At 44.0% G+C, this 15,849-nt stretch carries 14 protein-coding genes; 9 read left to right on the top strand and 5 right to left on the bottom strand.

Translation table 11 applies throughout. From position 1 onward, the window contains the following. The first annotated feature begins 130 nt into the window (after positions 1-130). On the top strand, positions 131-1,609 hold the full coding sequence (locus tag ALKIM_RS0113485; protein ID WP_026475103.1) for a phytoene desaturase family protein: 1,479 nt from the start codon (positions 131-133) through the stop codon (positions 1,607-1,609). Between the two features lie 20 nt (positions 1,610-1,629). Then, the gene (locus tag ALKIM_RS0113480; protein ID WP_026475102.1) at positions 1,630-2,463 is read left to right on the top strand and encodes a phytoene/squalene synthase family protein; all 834 of its coding nucleotides are present in this window, start codon (positions 1,630-1,632) and stop codon (positions 2,461-2,463) included. Positions 2,464-2,533: 70 nt separating this feature from the next. Here the strand turns inward: ALKIM_RS0113480 and omp85 are convergent, their stop codons facing one another. The 4 genes from omp85 to ALKIM_RS0113460 all read right to left on the bottom strand — a co-directional run bounded on the left by omp85 (position 2,534) and on the right by ALKIM_RS0113460 (position 6,460). Beyond that, the gene (gene omp85, locus ALKIM_RS0113475; protein ID WP_162148823.1) at positions 2,534-3,859 is read right to left on the bottom strand and encodes an Omp85 family outer membrane protein; all 1,326 of its coding nucleotides are present in this window, start codon (positions 3,857-3,859) and stop codon (positions 2,534-2,536) included. 79 nt (positions 3,860-3,938) lie between these two features. Beyond that, positions 3,939-4,694, bottom strand: a complete 756-nt coding sequence (locus ALKIM_RS0113470) for a LytR/AlgR family response regulator transcription factor (protein ID WP_026475100.1) — start codon at positions 4,692-4,694, stop codon at positions 3,939-3,941. Between the two features lie 2 nt (positions 4,695-4,696). Next, complete coding sequence (locus ALKIM_RS0113465; protein ID WP_026475099.1) at positions 4,697-5,746, bottom strand: sensor histidine kinase; 1,050 nt, start codon at positions 5,744-5,746, stop codon at positions 4,697-4,699. A gap of 18 nt (positions 5,747-5,764) precedes the next feature. Next, complete coding sequence (locus ALKIM_RS0113460; RefSeq protein WP_044117953.1) at positions 5,765-6,460, bottom strand: LiaI-LiaF-like domain-containing protein; 696 nt, start codon at positions 6,458-6,460, stop codon at positions 5,765-5,767. Positions 6,461-6,659: 199 nt separating this feature from the next. Here ALKIM_RS0113460 and ALKIM_RS0113455 point away from each other — a divergent pair, with 199 nt between their 5' ends. The 7 genes from ALKIM_RS0113455 (at position 6,660) to menB (ending at position 14,355) form a co-directional block, all read left to right on the top strand. Further along, complete coding sequence (locus ALKIM_RS0113455; RefSeq protein ID WP_026475097.1) at positions 6,660-7,037, top strand: hypothetical protein; 378 nt, start codon at positions 6,660-6,662, stop codon at positions 7,035-7,037. A gap of 218 nt (positions 7,038-7,255) precedes the next feature. Further along, entirely contained in the window at positions 7,256-9,592 is a 2,337-nt protein-coding gene (locus ALKIM_RS0113450; RefSeq protein ID WP_162148822.1) for a TonB-dependent receptor, read from the top strand. Between the two features lie 4 nt (positions 9,593-9,596). Further along, positions 9,597-9,917, top strand: a complete 321-nt coding sequence (locus ALKIM_RS0113445) for a hypothetical protein (protein ID WP_026475095.1) — start codon at positions 9,597-9,599, stop codon at positions 9,915-9,917. An 81-nt stretch (positions 9,918-9,998) separates the two neighbouring features. Then, a complete protein-coding gene (locus ALKIM_RS0113440; protein ID WP_026475094.1) occupies positions 9,999-10,478 on the top strand; it encodes a DUF4625 domain-containing protein in 480 nt (159 codons plus the stop codon). Positions 10,479-10,651: 173 nt separating this feature from the next. Beyond that, positions 10,652-11,761 (top strand): isochorismate synthase, encoded by a 1,110-nt coding sequence (locus ALKIM_RS18600; RefSeq protein ID WP_052345567.1) that lies wholly within the window; start codon positions 10,652-10,654, stop codon positions 11,759-11,761. Between the two features lie 8 nt (positions 11,762-11,769). After that, entirely contained in the window at positions 11,770-13,464 is a 1,695-nt protein-coding gene (menD, locus tag ALKIM_RS0113425; protein WP_026475093.1) for a 2-succinyl-5-enolpyruvyl-6-hydroxy-3-cyclohexene-1-carboxylic-acid synthase, read from the top strand. Positions 13,465-13,536: 72 nt separating this feature from the next. Then, entirely contained in the window at positions 13,537-14,355 is an 819-nt protein-coding gene (gene menB, locus ALKIM_RS0113420; protein WP_026475092.1) for a 1,4-dihydroxy-2-naphthoyl-CoA synthase, read from the top strand. 99 nt (positions 14,356-14,454) lie between these two features. On the opposite strand, the gene ALKIM_RS0113415 is transcribed toward menB, so the two are convergent. After that, positions 14,455-15,675, bottom strand: coding sequence for a glucuronyl esterase domain-containing protein (locus ALKIM_RS0113415; RefSeq protein WP_026475091.1), 1,221 nt, complete (start codon positions 15,673-15,675; stop codon positions 14,455-14,457). Positions 15,676-15,849 lie beyond the last annotated feature (174 nt).

Genomic DNA, 15,849 nt, shown 5'->3' with positions numbered 1-15,849 from the left:
TCTTAGGGCTGTTTAATCTTTTTCCTGATTTAGTTAAACATTTTATTGGGAAATTAGTTTACCTATTTGTAAATATACCTTTATTCAATCAGTTTTTACTGTTAACTTACACAAATATTAATACCCGTTTATGAACTCAAAAAAGGCACTTATTGTTGGGGCGGGACTTGGCGGACTGGCCACAGCTCTCAGACTCTCGTCGCTGGGATTTGAAGTTGAGATTATTGAAAAGCATCATAGAGCAGGTGGCCGACTCAACTTATTGGAAAAGGATGGTTTTAAATTTGATTTGGGACCAACCTTCTTCAGCATGAGCTATGAGTTTGACGAGCTGGTAGAAAGTACCGGAATAAAATATCCATTTGAGTTTATTGAACTGGAGCCACTATTTACGGTAAGTATTGATGGCCTGTCAAAACCATTTACCATATACAAAGATCTGGATAAACTGGCCGAACAATTTGAAGGCATTGAACCCAACTTTCGTAAAAAAATGCTTGCTCATCTGCATAAGACCGGCACACTTTATCACGATACAGTGAATCGCATAGTACATCGTAACTTTAACTCATTTGGCGATTACCTCTTACAACTCACAAAAGTGCCGCTTAAACACAGTCCGCTGCTTATGCGCTCTATGTGGAATGAGTTATGTAACAGTTTTGAATCCAAGGAAGCCAGAATGGTGTTTTCGCTGGTTGGATTTTTTTTAGGCGCAACGCCCTTTGATACGCCAGCAGTTTTTTCGTTGCTTAATTACATTGAAATGCGTCACGATGGCTACCACAATGTAAAGGGCGGGATGTACAAAATTGTTGAAAGTCTTGAAACTACACTTAAAGACAAAGGTGTGAAATTTCATTTTAACACTGAAATAACAAGTACAGTTCAAAACAAAAAAACGCTAACATCGCTTATCGACCAAACAGGAAAAGAATGGAAGGCCGACCTTTTTGTTATCAACGCCGACGCAGCCTGGTTCAGAGGAAAGGTGCTCAACAGACCAAAGTACAACGACCAGCGGCTCGAGAAAATGAAATGGACGATGGCGCCGCTCACAATTTATCTTGGAATAAAAGGAAAACTTGACAATCTCGAACATCATAACTATTTTTTGGGTAACAACTTTGACGAGTATGCCAAAGGTGTTTTTAAAAACCAGGTGTCGTTCCGCAAGCCCTATTATTACGTAAATGTGCCCTCGCGGAACAATCCCGACTATGCACCCGAAGGTCACGAAAGCCTATTTATACTTTGCCCATCGCCCGATCGTCGCTTTAAACCCGATTGGAACGATCGCGAAGAGATTGCGCAAAACATCATCGATGACCTCTCGCAACGAAGCGGTTATAACATTAACGAAATGATTGTGAGTAAAACCATCCTCTCGCCAGAACACTGGGAAAACATGTTTAATCTATATAAAGGCAGCGGTTTGGGCTTGGCGCATGATCTGAATCAGATTGGCTGGTTCAGACCGGCAAATAAAGACGAAAAACTGAACAATGTGTATTACGTTGGTGCGTCTACAATTCCCGGCACCGGATTGCCAATGACCATCATCAGCAGCAAATTAACCACAGAACGAATCCTCTCGGATTTGGCCTGAGAACCTAAAAACCAAAAGCCATGGACATTTTCAGAAAAAACAATCTCAGATGCAGCGTAAACACAACGCGGCTATACAGCACATCATTTTCGCTCGGAGTTCGTTTGCTCGACAAACAATACAGAGACCACATTTACAGCATATATGGATTTGTAAGATATGCAGATGAAATAGTGGACACCTTCCTGCAACACGATCGCGCCACACTGTTAAACGAGTTTAGGGACGACACCTGGAAAGCCATTGAACGTGGAATAAGCCTCAACCCTATTCTCGACAGTTTTCAGAACACTGTTAACAAGTGCCGCATCGATCACACCTTAATCACGGCTTTTCTCGATAGTATGGAGATGGACTTGAATTACAAAACCTACACAAGACGGGATTTGGAGAAGTATATTTTTGGTTCAGCAGAGGTAGTGGGATTAATGTGTTTGAGGGTTTTTTATGTGAATGATGATGATGCCTATGAATCATTGAAATATCCGGCACGCAAACTTGGTGAAGCTTTTCAGAAGGTAAACTTTTTGCGTGACGCGCAGGATGACTATCAAAACAAAGGGCGTATCTATTTTAAAGACATCGATTTTGAAAACTTCACACCAGAAGCAAAACGCAAAATTGAAGCCGATATACAGTTTGATTTTGACGAAGCCTTCAAAGGCATTGTGCAGTTGAAACCACAAGTGCGATTAGGTGTTTATCTGGCATACAGGTACTACCTCAATCTGTTTCACAAAATAAAATATGCTCGTCCGGAAGCCATTCTGAAAGAGCGGTACAGGGTTAGCAATCCGCAGAAAGGGGTGCTTATGTTTAAGGCATCGCTCCGAAATGCTGTGGGGCTGTTCTAACTAAGAACATGTACGATTTTTGCGTGATGCAGGTTTGCCTGGCGGCAAATCCGACACATCAGAACTGGAGCTAAAACAGATAATTTAGCCCCACATATACACCTGAATTGCCATCCTGACTATCTACAGCGCGACCGTAATCCACTGCAAGAATAAAGTTGCGGTTCATTGCCACACGTATGCCAAGACCATAACTCATGTGCCAATCCTCAGCTCCAAAACGGAAGTAATCAGTCACATCTTCGGCAATCTGGGGTAAACGACTTTCCACTTCAATAAGAGAAGTAATTTGGCCAACGTCTAAAAAGGAGTTTACGCCAAGATAAAACGCCTGGTCGAACAGATGAAAATAAACCGGTTTCCATCTCATCTCAAAATTGCCAAAAACCATCCCATCGCCAACTATCCTGTTGCGCTTCACGCCTCGCAAACTGCGTGCTCCGCCCAAACCTGTAGATGAAGCTCCTGACATAACCGAGGTAACAATTTGCGACTGATAATAGAATGGCACATGACCAGAGAGCGTTTGCTGCCATCCAAGCCGATAGGCAAACGACAAGTCATCGGGAATCAAGGTAAAATATTGACGATGCGTGATGGATATTTTCGTGAAGCCCGATTCGGCGCCTAAAAATTCGGGCACCCCCACCAGAACAGCTTCGGTCCAGATGCCACGCATGGGGTTGGGTCTGTTGTCACGGGTATCATAAACCAAGCCTGCCTTTATTTCAGGTATAAAGCCGCCATTGGCCTCGTTTTGAGAAATAAGCCCCCAATTAATGTACTTCTCGTACAATCCAGGCTGTTCAGATACAGGCGGCAGTTTGTCCGCATCCTTCTTACCCCTGTTTAACTTGTCAACATCCACCGACCCAATTCTAAAATTGAGCAGGTTGAATCCGGCAATCCACCTGAAATTTCCTTGCGCAATGGCACCCTGTATATCGGTTTTGAAGCGAAACAGATTCTGCTGCATTTTATAGAACATGCGGGTTCGGTAATCCTCATGCGCATCGTTTTCCCACACTTTGTTATACACCGATTCAAAGCCATTGAAGCCATAAAAATCATAAGCCTGTTCAGGGATATAGGATAAATCCGTAGTTACGTTTAAACCTTTCAGCAATCTGTCTGAATCATAATAAAAACGATATATACCACTCCCCTTTGTAAAGCGGGACAGTTCAAAATAGAGCGAATGGTTATACACCGGATAACGAGCACCATCGCCGTAATCAAAAAAGTTAACCAAACCACCATACTGAAAGCCTAAATCAGAATCGAAAGAGATGGCGGGTAGCACGCCGAAATTCCAGCCCGTTTTTGCATTCTCCTGACCTTTTAAATCAAAGAAAAGCATAAGAGCAACCACAAAAAGAGAAGTATATCTATTCATGTTCAACCATATAACCATCAAAACACAAGATACAAACCTGCCACTAAATGTAGCATTTTACACCAATAAGGTCAACACACTAAAATCCGAGCCGATCCTTTAGTTTTTTATATCCGGCACGGCTGATTCTAAGTTTATGGTCAGGAGGAATAAGTGCCATATAGCTGTCCTTATCGTATGGCTCTAAGCGGGTAATCTTCTCAACATTTGCCAGATAGGAACGGTGTATGCGTACAAAAGTATCATCGGGCAGATGGCTTTCAAAAAAGTGCATGGTCTGATTCTTCATAAAACGCCCTTGCGTAGTATGCACCATCACATAATCCTCCTGAGCTTCGAAAAAGAGCACCTCCTGCACCGGAATAACAGACATGCTGCTACCTTTTTTCACCACTATGCGGTTTAGCAATTCGGCATTTTCAGCGCGTATCTTTTGATGAATCAGGTTGTCGTTGGGTTCACCTTTACGAATTTTATCGAGCACCTTTTCCACAGCTTGTCCAAACCGCTCTCTGGAGAATGGTTTAAGCAGATAATCTACCGCATTTAATTCAAACGCTTTTAGCGCATACTCATCGTAGGCAGTTGTAAAAATTACATAAGGTGCATTATCCAATACTTCGAGCAGTTCAAGGCCATTCACCTTTGGCATTTGAATGTCCAGAAAGATAAAATCGGGATTCAGCTCCCTGATAGCTTTCATAGCCTCAAATCCATTGGCACACTCGCCAATTATCTCAATATCCGAAAAATGCTCGAGGTAACTTCTGATAATGGTGCGAGCCGGCATTTCATCATCTACAATTAACACTCGATTTTTTGAGCTATCAGACATCGTTACAAAGTTTGAGGGATGGTTAGTCTTACTTCAAAAAAACCATCGCAAGGTATGGTTTTCAGCAATCCTTCGCGATTATAGAGGTTTCGCAGGATGTTAACAGTATTTTTAATACCCAGACCGGCACCTGTCGGCGAGCCATCAGATGCATCACAATTGTTTACAAGCAGCACATCAAGTGAATCGTGGCTCATGGCAAATTTTGCTTTCACAGTTACCGGAGTTAAACTCTCATAAAGACCATGTTTGATGGCATTCTCGAACAATGGTTGAAGAATCATTGCCGGTAGCTTCAAATCCAGACACGCTTCATCAACCTCCTCTTCATAAATAAGCAAGTCACCAAACCGAACCCTCTCAATGTCCATGTATCTGCGTATATTTTGCAACTCATCGCGAACAGATATTAAATCGGTATGCTTGTTTTTAAGACCATAACGCAACAGTTCCGAAAGCTGGTTTATCATATTTCTGGCACCTTCCGGGTTTGTGATGGTGAGTGCACTTACCGAGTTTAGGCTGTTAAAGAGAAAATGCGGATTTAGCTGTGCTTTGAGAGATTTCAGTTCCGACTCCTTGATTTGCTTTTTCAACACTTCTTCCTGCAACCGTTTCTGTTCAAGGTCGCGATAAAACACAAAAAAGTGATACATGCCCATTATCATTGCAAAATGATCGATACCCCAAACCACCCGTAATGGCAGTATACGTGAGGCAAGCGCTACATACTCAGGATTATCGCCGAGCCACAGTCGGGACACAACCCCTGACACCACCAGCCAGATGACAATTGCGCCGCCACCTACCATCATATTGTTGAGCACCAATCGGGGCACAGTGCAGTTTCGGCGCGCATAACCAACCGGAAACCAGACAGCAAAACCCAGCACCACCAGAACTGCATTGTACACTGCGCCATCCACAGCACTTTCATACCAGGGAAGGTCGCCATACACATGCAACAAAATGGCCATAACCGATGCATGAGTTACCCAGAATCCGACAAGAAGCAGGGTAGAGTGCCGTTGGGCCAATACCGGATGTAGCATTGGTTGAAGAGTTTAAAATCAATAACTAAGAAGTTCTCCACCACCAAAAATGGTAACCCCTTTAATAATTAACACCTTTGATTTGTCGCCATGCTCGCTTCCGGGTACACGCTTATCGGTGAAGCCGCCCAATACGCTTGCCACTTCTATTTTTATGTGCCAATCGCGCGGAACAATCAATTTCACTCCACCAAATATGGCAGTCATCTCGATAACAGCACCTTCATCTGCCAATGACGCATCCACAAAATTTACTTCGCTTCCACCAAAGATGGAAGTGATGGAGCCACCTTTAAATTTTTTGGATTCGATGCGTGTAACGTTACCGCCGAAAATGGCAACCTCATCAATTAAATCTTCGGAGTTGGAGTGATAAACCATAGCCGGTTTTTTGGGTTTTTTACCCTTTAAAATGGCAAAACCAAGCAGAATAAGCAACACAGGCCAAAAGCGCCAGATGTTGTAAGCAGAAAAATTATCGATGTGACTCACCGCCATAAAATAACCACCAATAAGCGATAAAATCAGCCCTCCAATAAATTCCCCATTGATAAAACTCACAAGGGCAATGGCTATAAGTATCATAGGCCAGCTGATGATTACGTCATAAATATTGGCCGGGATAAATCCAAGGTTGCCTCCCAGGAGAACCAAGCCAGTGAGTAACACCACAATGCCAAAACCATAACGGCCGGACGACTTACAATTCTTCATGTTTGATATGTTTTTAAATAACCATGATTACGTTAATTATGAATCAAAATTAAATTTTCAATCCATATCGGCAAACCTATTTTCGATGAATTGCAGTTTTAAAACTGTGAATAACGATTGAAAGGAGCAGTTAAAAATGCTTAACCATGGTGAACCTTCGAGTCTATTTATTAGTTTTGTTGTTTAGAATGATTTTAAAATGCGTAAACACCTGAAAAATATTGCCCCCCTAATGGCAGCTTTGCTGCTATGGACACTGGCATATCAGTCTGTGCACCGCATTGAGCATCATACAAATGAAAATGCACAACACACATCGTGCTGTCATTCCCACCATTGCGAAATTCCCTCAAAAACAAATTCCGATGCCGACACAACCATTGACGATGATCAACTGGTTCATTGCCATCTATGCGAGTTCGAATTTGTTTTATTTCCGGATAATGTGGTGAATGAAAACCACAAGCCGTTGATGCTTCCAAAAGATGAAATCATTGCTCCAACCCGATCACTCCACAGCAATTTTGAAGGTTGCCAAAAACAATTACGCGCCCCTCCTGCAACAACTCGCGTATAGCCACATAACCGCTTTTTCGAAGCAAGCATTTTAGTGCTGATTTGATGACTTGTTGCCTATTTAGGCACTATGCAGTGTTGTCTGCTGTCATCGGAAAAAAATCGTCAGCACAAAGCTTCAAGCAAAACGCATTCAGCCAGATGGCTTTTCACGCCTTCTGATTCACAACATTTTTTAAGCACCACATGCGCCACATTTTCATATTGATGCTTTGCCTTTTGTTTACATTAGCAAAAGGACAGACATCATATCATATTGCAGGTCTGGTATTGGACGAAAACAATCGCCCAATGCCCGGCTGTCATGTGAAAACGGAATCCGGATTTACCGTTACCGATGCCAACGGACGTTTTATATTCAACCAGATACCGGCATCATCAACCAGTATCAACGTAACTTTTATAGGTTTCCAGCCATTTGACACCACTTTAATTGTTTCAGGACATCACCACCTAAGGATAAAACTGAGCCCGGAGGATGTCAAATTAAACGAAGTAGCGATAAACGGAACCCGGCTAAACACAGCGCCGAATCTTACGCGGCAAACCATTTCGGGCAATCAGCTATCACAACAAATAAATGGCACGCTGGTTAAAACGCTCGATCGTCAGGCGGGTTTCAACACAATGGATATTGGTGCCTCGGCATCAAAACCTGTCATTCGTGGAATGGGATTTAACCGTGTGGTAGTGGTTAACAATGGCGTGAAACAAGAGGGACAGCAATGGGGTGCCGACCACGGATTGGAAATAGACCCATTTTTATCCGAAAGAGTTGAAATAATCAGAGGTGCAGCATCCATAGAACATGGAAGTGATGCCATAGGCGGCGTGTTGGAGATAAGCTCAAACCGGGTGCCACCTTCCGGATTCTCAGGCTCATGGCAGCTTCTCGGTAAAAGTGTTAACGAAACGGCAGGAAGTTCGTTGCTTTTACAACAAAACAATGGCAGTTATTTTTTTAAAGGACGTATTTCAGTGCTCGATTATGGCGACTACCGGGTGCCAACCGACAACATCCTATACCTTACCAGACGCGTACCTATCGAAAATCGGCGTTTAAAAAACAGTGCCGGCAAAGAGCAGGACTTATTTCTACAGGGCGGTCTTGTTGGCGAAAACTGGCGAAGCAGTGTTTCGACCAGTCGTGTGTGGCAAAAATCAGGTTTTTTTCCCGGGGCACATGGCATCCCCGATAACAACAGAGTGAAAGACGACGGCAACTACCGTAACATAGAGTTGCCATATCAAAGCGTGGAGCACTGGAAAGCCACTTCCAACACAATGATTCAAACACCACACTCGGTAATTACCGCAGACATAGGATATCAGCTAAACCTGCGTCAGGAATGGTCGCAATTTCATACCCACTTCGGAAATCTGACACCCCCTGCTGTTGATCCTGACCTGGAGCTGGAGTTTAAGCTGCAAACATTGAGTGCCAACGCAAAATGGAACTTCCGCCTAACCAACCAACATACCCTCACCGCTGGTACTCAATGGCAGTGGCAACACAACCGAACCGGAGGCTACGGATTTCTACTACCAAATTATGACCGGTATACAACCGGTATCTATGTGCGACACGACTTTGCTCTGAACAGAAACTGGCACTTTAACGCGGGCATGCGTTACGACATCGCAAACGTTGAAACGGAGGCATTCTATGACCCAATTCTCTACAACTACATGCTTGCCAGAGGAGTGAACGAGGAAACATCGGCCTTTTATGCGCAACGGGCGATGGAAGTGAGCCGCAGTTTTGACAACATCAGCTGGCTGGCTGGGTTTAGGTATCATTCCGCATCATTTTGGAGTTTATCAATGAATTTTGGAAAGAGCTTCAGAGTACCCACCGCGAGCGAACTTTCGGCCAATGGTGTGCACCACGGCTCTTTCAGACACGAAGCTGGCAACCAGCATCTAAATCCCGAACAGAGTTTATTTGCCGATGCTCAGTTAACCATTACCGCCGACAAACGTAAATTGTTGATATCACCATACATCTACTTATTCTCGAACTATATTTTCCTGAGCCCCACTGCCGAATGGAGTCACCTGCCGCATACCGGGCAAATTTACCGGTATATGGAATCGAAAGCACTTCTTGGTGGGATGGAAATCTCATACAATGAACATTTATCATCCCACTGGAGCATCGAAATAAATGGCGAATGGATTTACAACCGTCAAAAACCGGATGAGCATGTCGCTGCATATCCATTGCCATTCTCGCCTCCGGCCAATCTTTTCACTGAGATTTCATACGCACTAAATCCAGCGAAAAAAGAGCAGAGTGTTCAACTGATGGTTAACAGCAAGGCAGTAGCCAATCAAAATCGCATTTCGCGAAACGAGGAGAGAACAGCGGGATACATTCTGCTTGGAGCCAGGATGTTTATCCCTGTCACAATCGGTAAGCTTCCGGCCAGCATCAACATTCAGGGGCACAATCTTCTAAACACAAAATACTACAACCACATGAGTTTTTATCGGAAACTTGAGATTCCGGAGCCAGGCAGAAACATTCAGGTAATGCTAAACATCACATTTTAACAGCATGATAAAAAGAAGAGAAATAGTTGTACTGATTATCGCATTTTCGTTTTTAGGAACGGAAGTGGGAAAAGGAGTGCATTTCTCTTTCTTTCACACCGAAAAGGAGTCGCATCAGGAGTGCGGCCACGACTGCATGGAGGAGGAAGCCAGCTGCCCCTACGAAAACCTACAGTTTCTGCCTTTCGACCTGCCCTCTTTCTCATTCAGACCTTATCTGTGCAGCAAAATTGAATCCATCGCCCTGCGACTTATTGAAACAACCAAACTCTATCGAATAACGCACTATTTGCTGAGAGGGCCACCAACACTTTCCTCTTATTAAAACATGATTTATTCAACAACAATTTAGTGCCTATGTGGCTTTAATGTGATTTACCATTATAAATTCTAAAAAAACAATAAAATGAAACTGAAATATATTTTCCTTTCACTTTTGGCAATAGTAAAATTCTCGGCTTGCAGCGACGATGACAACATTGATACAACCAAACCCGAGATTGAAATTGTTACCCCTGATGACGATGAACATTTTCACCCTGGCGATACCTTCGAGCTGAGAGCCATACTTACCGACAATGAAGAGCTGGCATCATGGAAGGTGGATATTCACCACAATTCAGATGGCCATACGCATAGTCAGGTTATCAGATTAAAACATGGCGGTGAACACAGTCACGAAGAAGAAGAGTGGCACTTTCACAAAGAGGGCTCCATTGAGTCAGGAACCAAACAGTATGTGTTGATTCTCGAAATAGAGATTCCGCATGATGCAGAGCATGGAGATTACCATCTTGGCATTTATGTTACCGATAAAGCCGGCAATGAAAACAAGGCATTTATCACTTTCGAAGTTGAGGACGACCATCACGAACACCATGATTAAGCATCCATAAATTATAGTACAAAAAAGGGAGTCTGATTTTTCAGCTCCCTTTTTTTTGCAAACATGGCATCAAAAAAACAAACATCCACTCATTGGCAGATGAACTAAAAACCTTCTTTTTTTTGGCTATCTTTGTACTCCTTTTTTCATAGGTTTGAGACACCAAAAGAAGCATGACAGAAGAACTCAAAAACCAGATTGACAGACACCTGAGCGAGCAGAAAAGCTTCACAGTTTTTCGCTTGCCCAATGCATCTGACATCACTTGTCTGGAAATTGACAAGGCTCTTGAGTTTCATTTCGCGATGCTTGACACACCCCCCTCGAACCAATCTTTTGTAGTATTCCCATTTAACGATTCAGAAATACCCGGCTGGTGGTTCAATGTCAGCTCTCAACAAACTTTTAAATCCATAACAGAAAAGGCATCCAAGCTCAACTTCAACATCGAAGAGGAGGATGACAATTTTGGATACGAAGCATACAGCAATCAGTTCAAGGAGATGATGACAGCCCTTAAAAATGGGGCGGTTGAAAAGGTGATACTCTCAAGAGAAATTGTGTTGGATGAAAATCTTACATCACTGCTTCCCGACATCTTTTTATCGCTACAGAGGCATCTGCCCAATGCTTTTGTATATCTGCTGTTTACCCCACAAACAGACATTTGGATTGGAGCCTCTCCCGAGATTCTGCTAAAACATGCAGCTGGTATATGCACCACCGTTTCACTTGCCGGAACACGAGATTCTGCAAGCCTAAAAACAGACAACTGGTCGGAAAAGGAGATAGAAGAGCAAGGTATTGTGAGCAACTACATCGATAAAATTCTGGAACAATTCCGCATTGCTCCCGTTGATAAACATGGCCCGGTGATTGTAAATGCAGGAAATGTGTCGCACCTTAAAACCAGCTATCAATTTCCGTACAGCAGTGTGGCTGGCAGTATGAGCCAGCTGGTTGAACAATTGCATCCCACACCGGCATTGTGCGGTGAACCCAAGCAGCAAGCATTTAACCTAATCAGGCGTGTAGAAAAGCACAAACGTTACTACTACGGGGGATTCATTGGCCCAGTGGCCGAAAATGAGATGCATCTTTTTGTAAACATACGGTGCATGAAAGTATCGAAAAATGAGTCCACTCTTTATGTAGGCGGGGGCATTACCGCCAGCTCCAACGAAGAAAAAGAGTGGAAAGAGACAAAAGAAAAAAGCCGCACCCTGCTTTCAGTAATTTCACAGGTAAAGAACGAAGCCCATACCGGGCTCATCAATCAATAATTTTAATAATGAGTAAACCCATTTCGGATAAGCCTATTGTAAAGGCGTTGGTAGAATTGTGTCACCTTCATGGTGTTGAACAGGTAATTATATCCCCCGGCTCGCGCAATGCACCGCTGATTATCTCGTTTTCGGGCTGTGGAAAATTTGAGTGTCTTAGCATTGTAGATGAACGCAGCGCAGGCTACTTTGCCCTTGGATTGGCACGCGAAACGCGCAAGCCGGTAGCGTTGGTTTGCACCAGCGGTACGGCAGCACTAAACTATGCACCGGCGGTGGCAGAGGCCTATTACCAGCAGATTCCGTTGGTTGTTATAACTGCCGACAGGCCTAAAGAGTGGATAAATCAGGCCGATGGCCAGGCAATTAACCAACCGGGCATATTTAGCAATTACATTCGTTACCAGTGCACCCTTCCACTTTCAGGAGGCCATGCCGATGACGAATGGTATATGAACCGAATGCTCAATGAAGCCTTCCAGAAATGTACTGGAGCCACACCCGGCCCAATCCACATCAACGTACCAATGCGTGAGCCCCTATATGGGAAAACTGTATATCCACCAAAAACAGCCAGAAAAATTGATGTGATAAGCGGCGACTCACTCCTTTCAGATGAGGCCGTTGGCACCCTCATAACCGAAATTGAGCGCTACGAACGGGTGATGGTTTTAACAGGAGCCATGCATCAAAATCAACAGTTGGCCGAAGCGCTAGACCTTTTGGCCGGCAAAAATGTGGTAGTGCTTACCGAAACTCTTTCAAATCTGGAGAATGAGAAATTCATCGGAAATATGGATCGGGTGGTATCCACCATTACCGAAGATGAGCAACTCATGTTCAGTCCCGATCTGCTTATCACGCTCGATGTTCCGGTGCTTTCCAAAATGATAAAAAAAATATTGCGAAACCGCGCCCCACAAATACATTGGCATTTTTCTAATCAGGAAGAGATTACCGACACCTACCAGGCTTTGTCACGCATAATAAAAGGCAATGCCCCACAAATATTAAAGCAGGTGGCCGAGAAAATGGAGACACGCGAAAAACGCTTCCGCGACACATGGGAAAAACGCGCATCATTCTCCAACGAGCGTCACGAGCAATATTTCGACAAACTGGCCTGGTGCGATCTTGCCATGTTTAAAACGCTGAGCGAATGTCAATTTCAACCCATGCAGGTGCATCTTGGCAACAGCACGCCGGTGCGTTATGCCCAGCTTTTTGACTGGCCGGCAGGGCAAACATGGTACGCAAACCGTGGTACCAGTGGCATCGATGGCTGCGTAAGCACAGCCGCCGGAGCTGCTTACACATCCCAAAAACCAGTATTGCTGATAGTGGGCGATTTGTCGTTTTTATACGATTCTAACGGCCTCTGGCATAAATACCTTCCCCCATCATTCAGAATATTGGTTGTAAACAACGGCGGAGGTGGCATTTTCCGATTCATTCCCGGCCCTACCGATACCGATGAACTGGAGCAATACTTTGAAGCAAAGCACGACACCAGATGTGAAGGCATCGCCAATACTTTTGGCTTGAATTATAGCGCCTGTCACAACAACGAGGAGTTTAAACAAGCCATTGACAGATTTTTTGAACCCTCCGATAAACCTGCAATATTGGAAGTGTTTACACCCAATGTGGAGAATGGTAAATTGCTGAAGAAGTATTTCAAATATCTGAAGAACGAACTTTAGCAACAAAAGAAACCTTTCATCCAAAACGCTGTTAACCATACAACAAAAAGTAAAACCATAATCTGACATACTATGACACTCAATTGGAAATCAGAAAAAGAATATCAGGACATACGCCTCGAAACCTGGGAAGGCATTGCAAAGGTAACCATCAATCGTCCACGTGTTTACAACGCCTTTCGCCCGGAAACCGTTAAAGAGCTTATCGATGCTTTTGACATCTGTCGCGAACGTCAGGATGTGGGCGTCATCATTCTCACAGGTGAGGGCGACAAGGCATTTTGTTCCGGCGGTGACCAAAACGTGAAGGGACATGGCGGCTACATAGATGAAGGCGGCGTACCTCGTCTGAATGTACTCGATTTACACAAACGCATACGCTCCATGCCTAAGCCGGTGGTGGCAATGGTAAATGGATACGCCATTGGTGGCGGCCACGTTCTGCATGTGGTTTGTGACCTTACCATTGCCAGTGAAAACGCCATATTTGGACAGAGTGGCCCAAAGGTTGGAAGCTTTGATGGCGGTTTTGGTTCCTCCTATCTGGCACGCCATGTGGGACAGAAAAAAGCTCGTGAAATATGGTTCCTGTGTAAGCAGTATTCGGCAGCTGAGGCAGAACAAATGGGTCTTGTGAACAAAGTAGTGCCCCTCGAAAAACTGGAGGAAGAAACCATCGAATGGTGTAAAATTATGCTACAACGCAGCCCAATGGCACTTAGGATGATTAAGCGCGGACTAAATGCCGAACTTGACGGACAAACCGGAATCATGGAGCTTGCAGGCGATGCTACGCTTATGTTTTATTTGATGGAAGAGGCTCAGGAGGGACGAAACGCATTTCTTGAGAAAAGAGATCCCGATTTCAAGAAATTCCCAAAATTCCCATGAACAAATAAACAAACCCCTGTTCGAATTGCCGGACAGGGGTTGTTTTTATATGATAGAGGTAAATTCAGAAGCCGTTGCGCTTGATGAGAGGAGGCGAAGTTAAGGTACCATCCACTCTCTAATCCATTTTTGATAATCAACATTTGGAAAGTCATGCAAACGCACCTCTGTTTCAGCAGACTCGTCGCCAAACAAGAACTTATCAATAAATGCCTGCACAATAGGGAATGAGTTTTGATGAAGCACACAATGGTTTGGAGCCGATTTAAACACGAAACCAAATCTATCCGGAATATCAAACGCTTTATATACCTGCTCTACGGCACGACTGGCTACATAACCAGCTTCATCACCAAGCCAGGTCCATGGAGGGTTACCCAATACCAAAAGGGCACGTGGCGCAATCATGGCCATCAACTCATGATGATCATAAGGCAATGTTCCCACACGGCCATCAAAGTTGGTTTTAAGACTTTGCATAAACCACGAGTAGTTGGTATTACCCAATTTCTCCACGTTGCCTAATGTTTCGGCCACACGCCAGGCGTTTACACCCCCTCCTCCCGACTCATGTGCGATGGTTAAAGCAATGCGCTCGTCAAAAGCGCCAGCGAAAAGTGCCATTTTTCCTGCGTAGGAACAACCACTAACGGCAATTCTCTTAGTGTCTGCTTTAAGTTGCCACTGCACCATCTCAATGCCATCAATAAGACGGCTAATACCCCACGACCAGGCACTGTAATAACCCACATGCTTAAGGTTCGGATACAACTTAAAATAGGGTGCATCATCATCCCTTACCCCTTGATGTGAACTGGTTACAACTTGGTTGTGCATAAATGGAATCTGAATAACACCTTCGAAGAGTTCAGCAGGTAGGCTACCAACTCCAGTATTCATGCCTATAACCACCGGGAAAGGCCCATCTCCGGCAGGTATCACCACTGATGACGTGAGCACAAGCGTCTCTCCGTTTTCAGTAATTTCAACCGTTAAGGTGGTACCATTCAGAGTTGCAGATATAAGCTCCGGCCGGTCGGGCTTAAGGCCAATCTCATAATGCTCAATTTCCTTCTTAATCTCATTTCTGCGGCATGCCCATTGGTCAAATGTTTCAACCCTGCCACTGCCATCTGACCAGGCAAAAGGGTCGGGCAACATTGGGTTATTAGTAAGATGGGATGGGCTGGGCAAAGGTGGCACTTCGCATCCCGCACCAGTGTTCTCAACCTCGTAAACGAGAGGGAGTCCACTTTGAGCGTTAACCCCAAAACACCCAATAAAGAGCAGGATTAATAGGTTCGTACAAAATTTTCTCATAAACATCGACTTAAGAAACTGACACAATTTTACAGTTTGTGTAATAATACAGCTTCATAAATTTATAAATTATTATCCTACAACAACATATAAGAATCTTTCAATTTATAATTATCATCAAAATCAGGCAAAGAAAATATCACTCATAGAAAAAATATCACCAATAATTACTAA

Source organism: Alkaliflexus imshenetskii DSM 15055 (assembly GCF_000517065.1).
Lineage (GTDB): Bacteria > Bacteroidota > Bacteroidia > Bacteroidales > Marinilabiliaceae > Alkaliflexus > Alkaliflexus imshenetskii.
This window is presented reverse-complemented; position numbering and strand designations above follow the sequence as displayed.

Coding starts and splice junctions, on each gene's coding strand:
- ALKIM_RS0113480 (WP_026475102.1), top strand. CDS start 1,630: ATGGACATTTTCAGAAAAAACAATCTCAGATGCAGCGTAAACACAACG.
- ALKIM_RS0113470 (WP_026475100.1), bottom strand. CDS start 4,694: ATGTCTGATAGCTCAAAAAATCGAGTGTTAATTGTAGATGATGAAATG.
- menB (WP_026475092.1), top strand. CDS start 13,537: ATGACACTCAATTGGAAATCAGAAAAAGAATATCAGGACATACGCCTC.
- ALKIM_RS0113455 (WP_026475097.1), top strand. CDS start 6,660: ATGCGTAAACACCTGAAAAATATTGCCCCCCTAATGGCAGCTTTGCTG.
- ALKIM_RS18600 (WP_052345567.1), top strand. CDS start 10,652: ATGACAGAAGAACTCAAAAACCAGATTGACAGACACCTGAGCGAGCAG.
- ALKIM_RS0113445 (WP_026475095.1), top strand. CDS start 9,597: ATGATAAAAAGAAGAGAAATAGTTGTACTGATTATCGCATTTTCGTTT.
- ALKIM_RS0113465 (WP_026475099.1), bottom strand. CDS start 5,746: ATGCTACATCCGGTATTGGCCCAACGGCACTCTACCCTGCTTCTTGTC.
- ALKIM_RS0113415 (WP_026475091.1), bottom strand. CDS start 15,675: ATGAGAAAATTTTGTACGAACCTATTAATCCTGCTCTTTATTGGGTGT.
- menD (WP_026475093.1), top strand. CDS start 11,770: ATGAGTAAACCCATTTCGGATAAGCCTATTGTAAAGGCGTTGGTAGAA.
- ALKIM_RS0113460 (WP_044117953.1), bottom strand. CDS start 6,460: ATGAAGAATTGTAAGTCGTCCGGCCGTTATGGTTTTGGCATTGTGGTG.
- omp85 (WP_162148823.1), bottom strand. CDS start 3,859: ATGAATAGATATACTTCTCTTTTTGTGGTTGCTCTTATGCTTTTCTTT.
- ALKIM_RS0113440 (WP_026475094.1), top strand. CDS start 9,999: ATGAAACTGAAATATATTTTCCTTTCACTTTTGGCAATAGTAAAATTC.
- ALKIM_RS0113485 (WP_026475103.1), top strand. CDS start 131: ATGAACTCAAAAAAGGCACTTATTGTTGGGGCGGGACTTGGCGGACTG.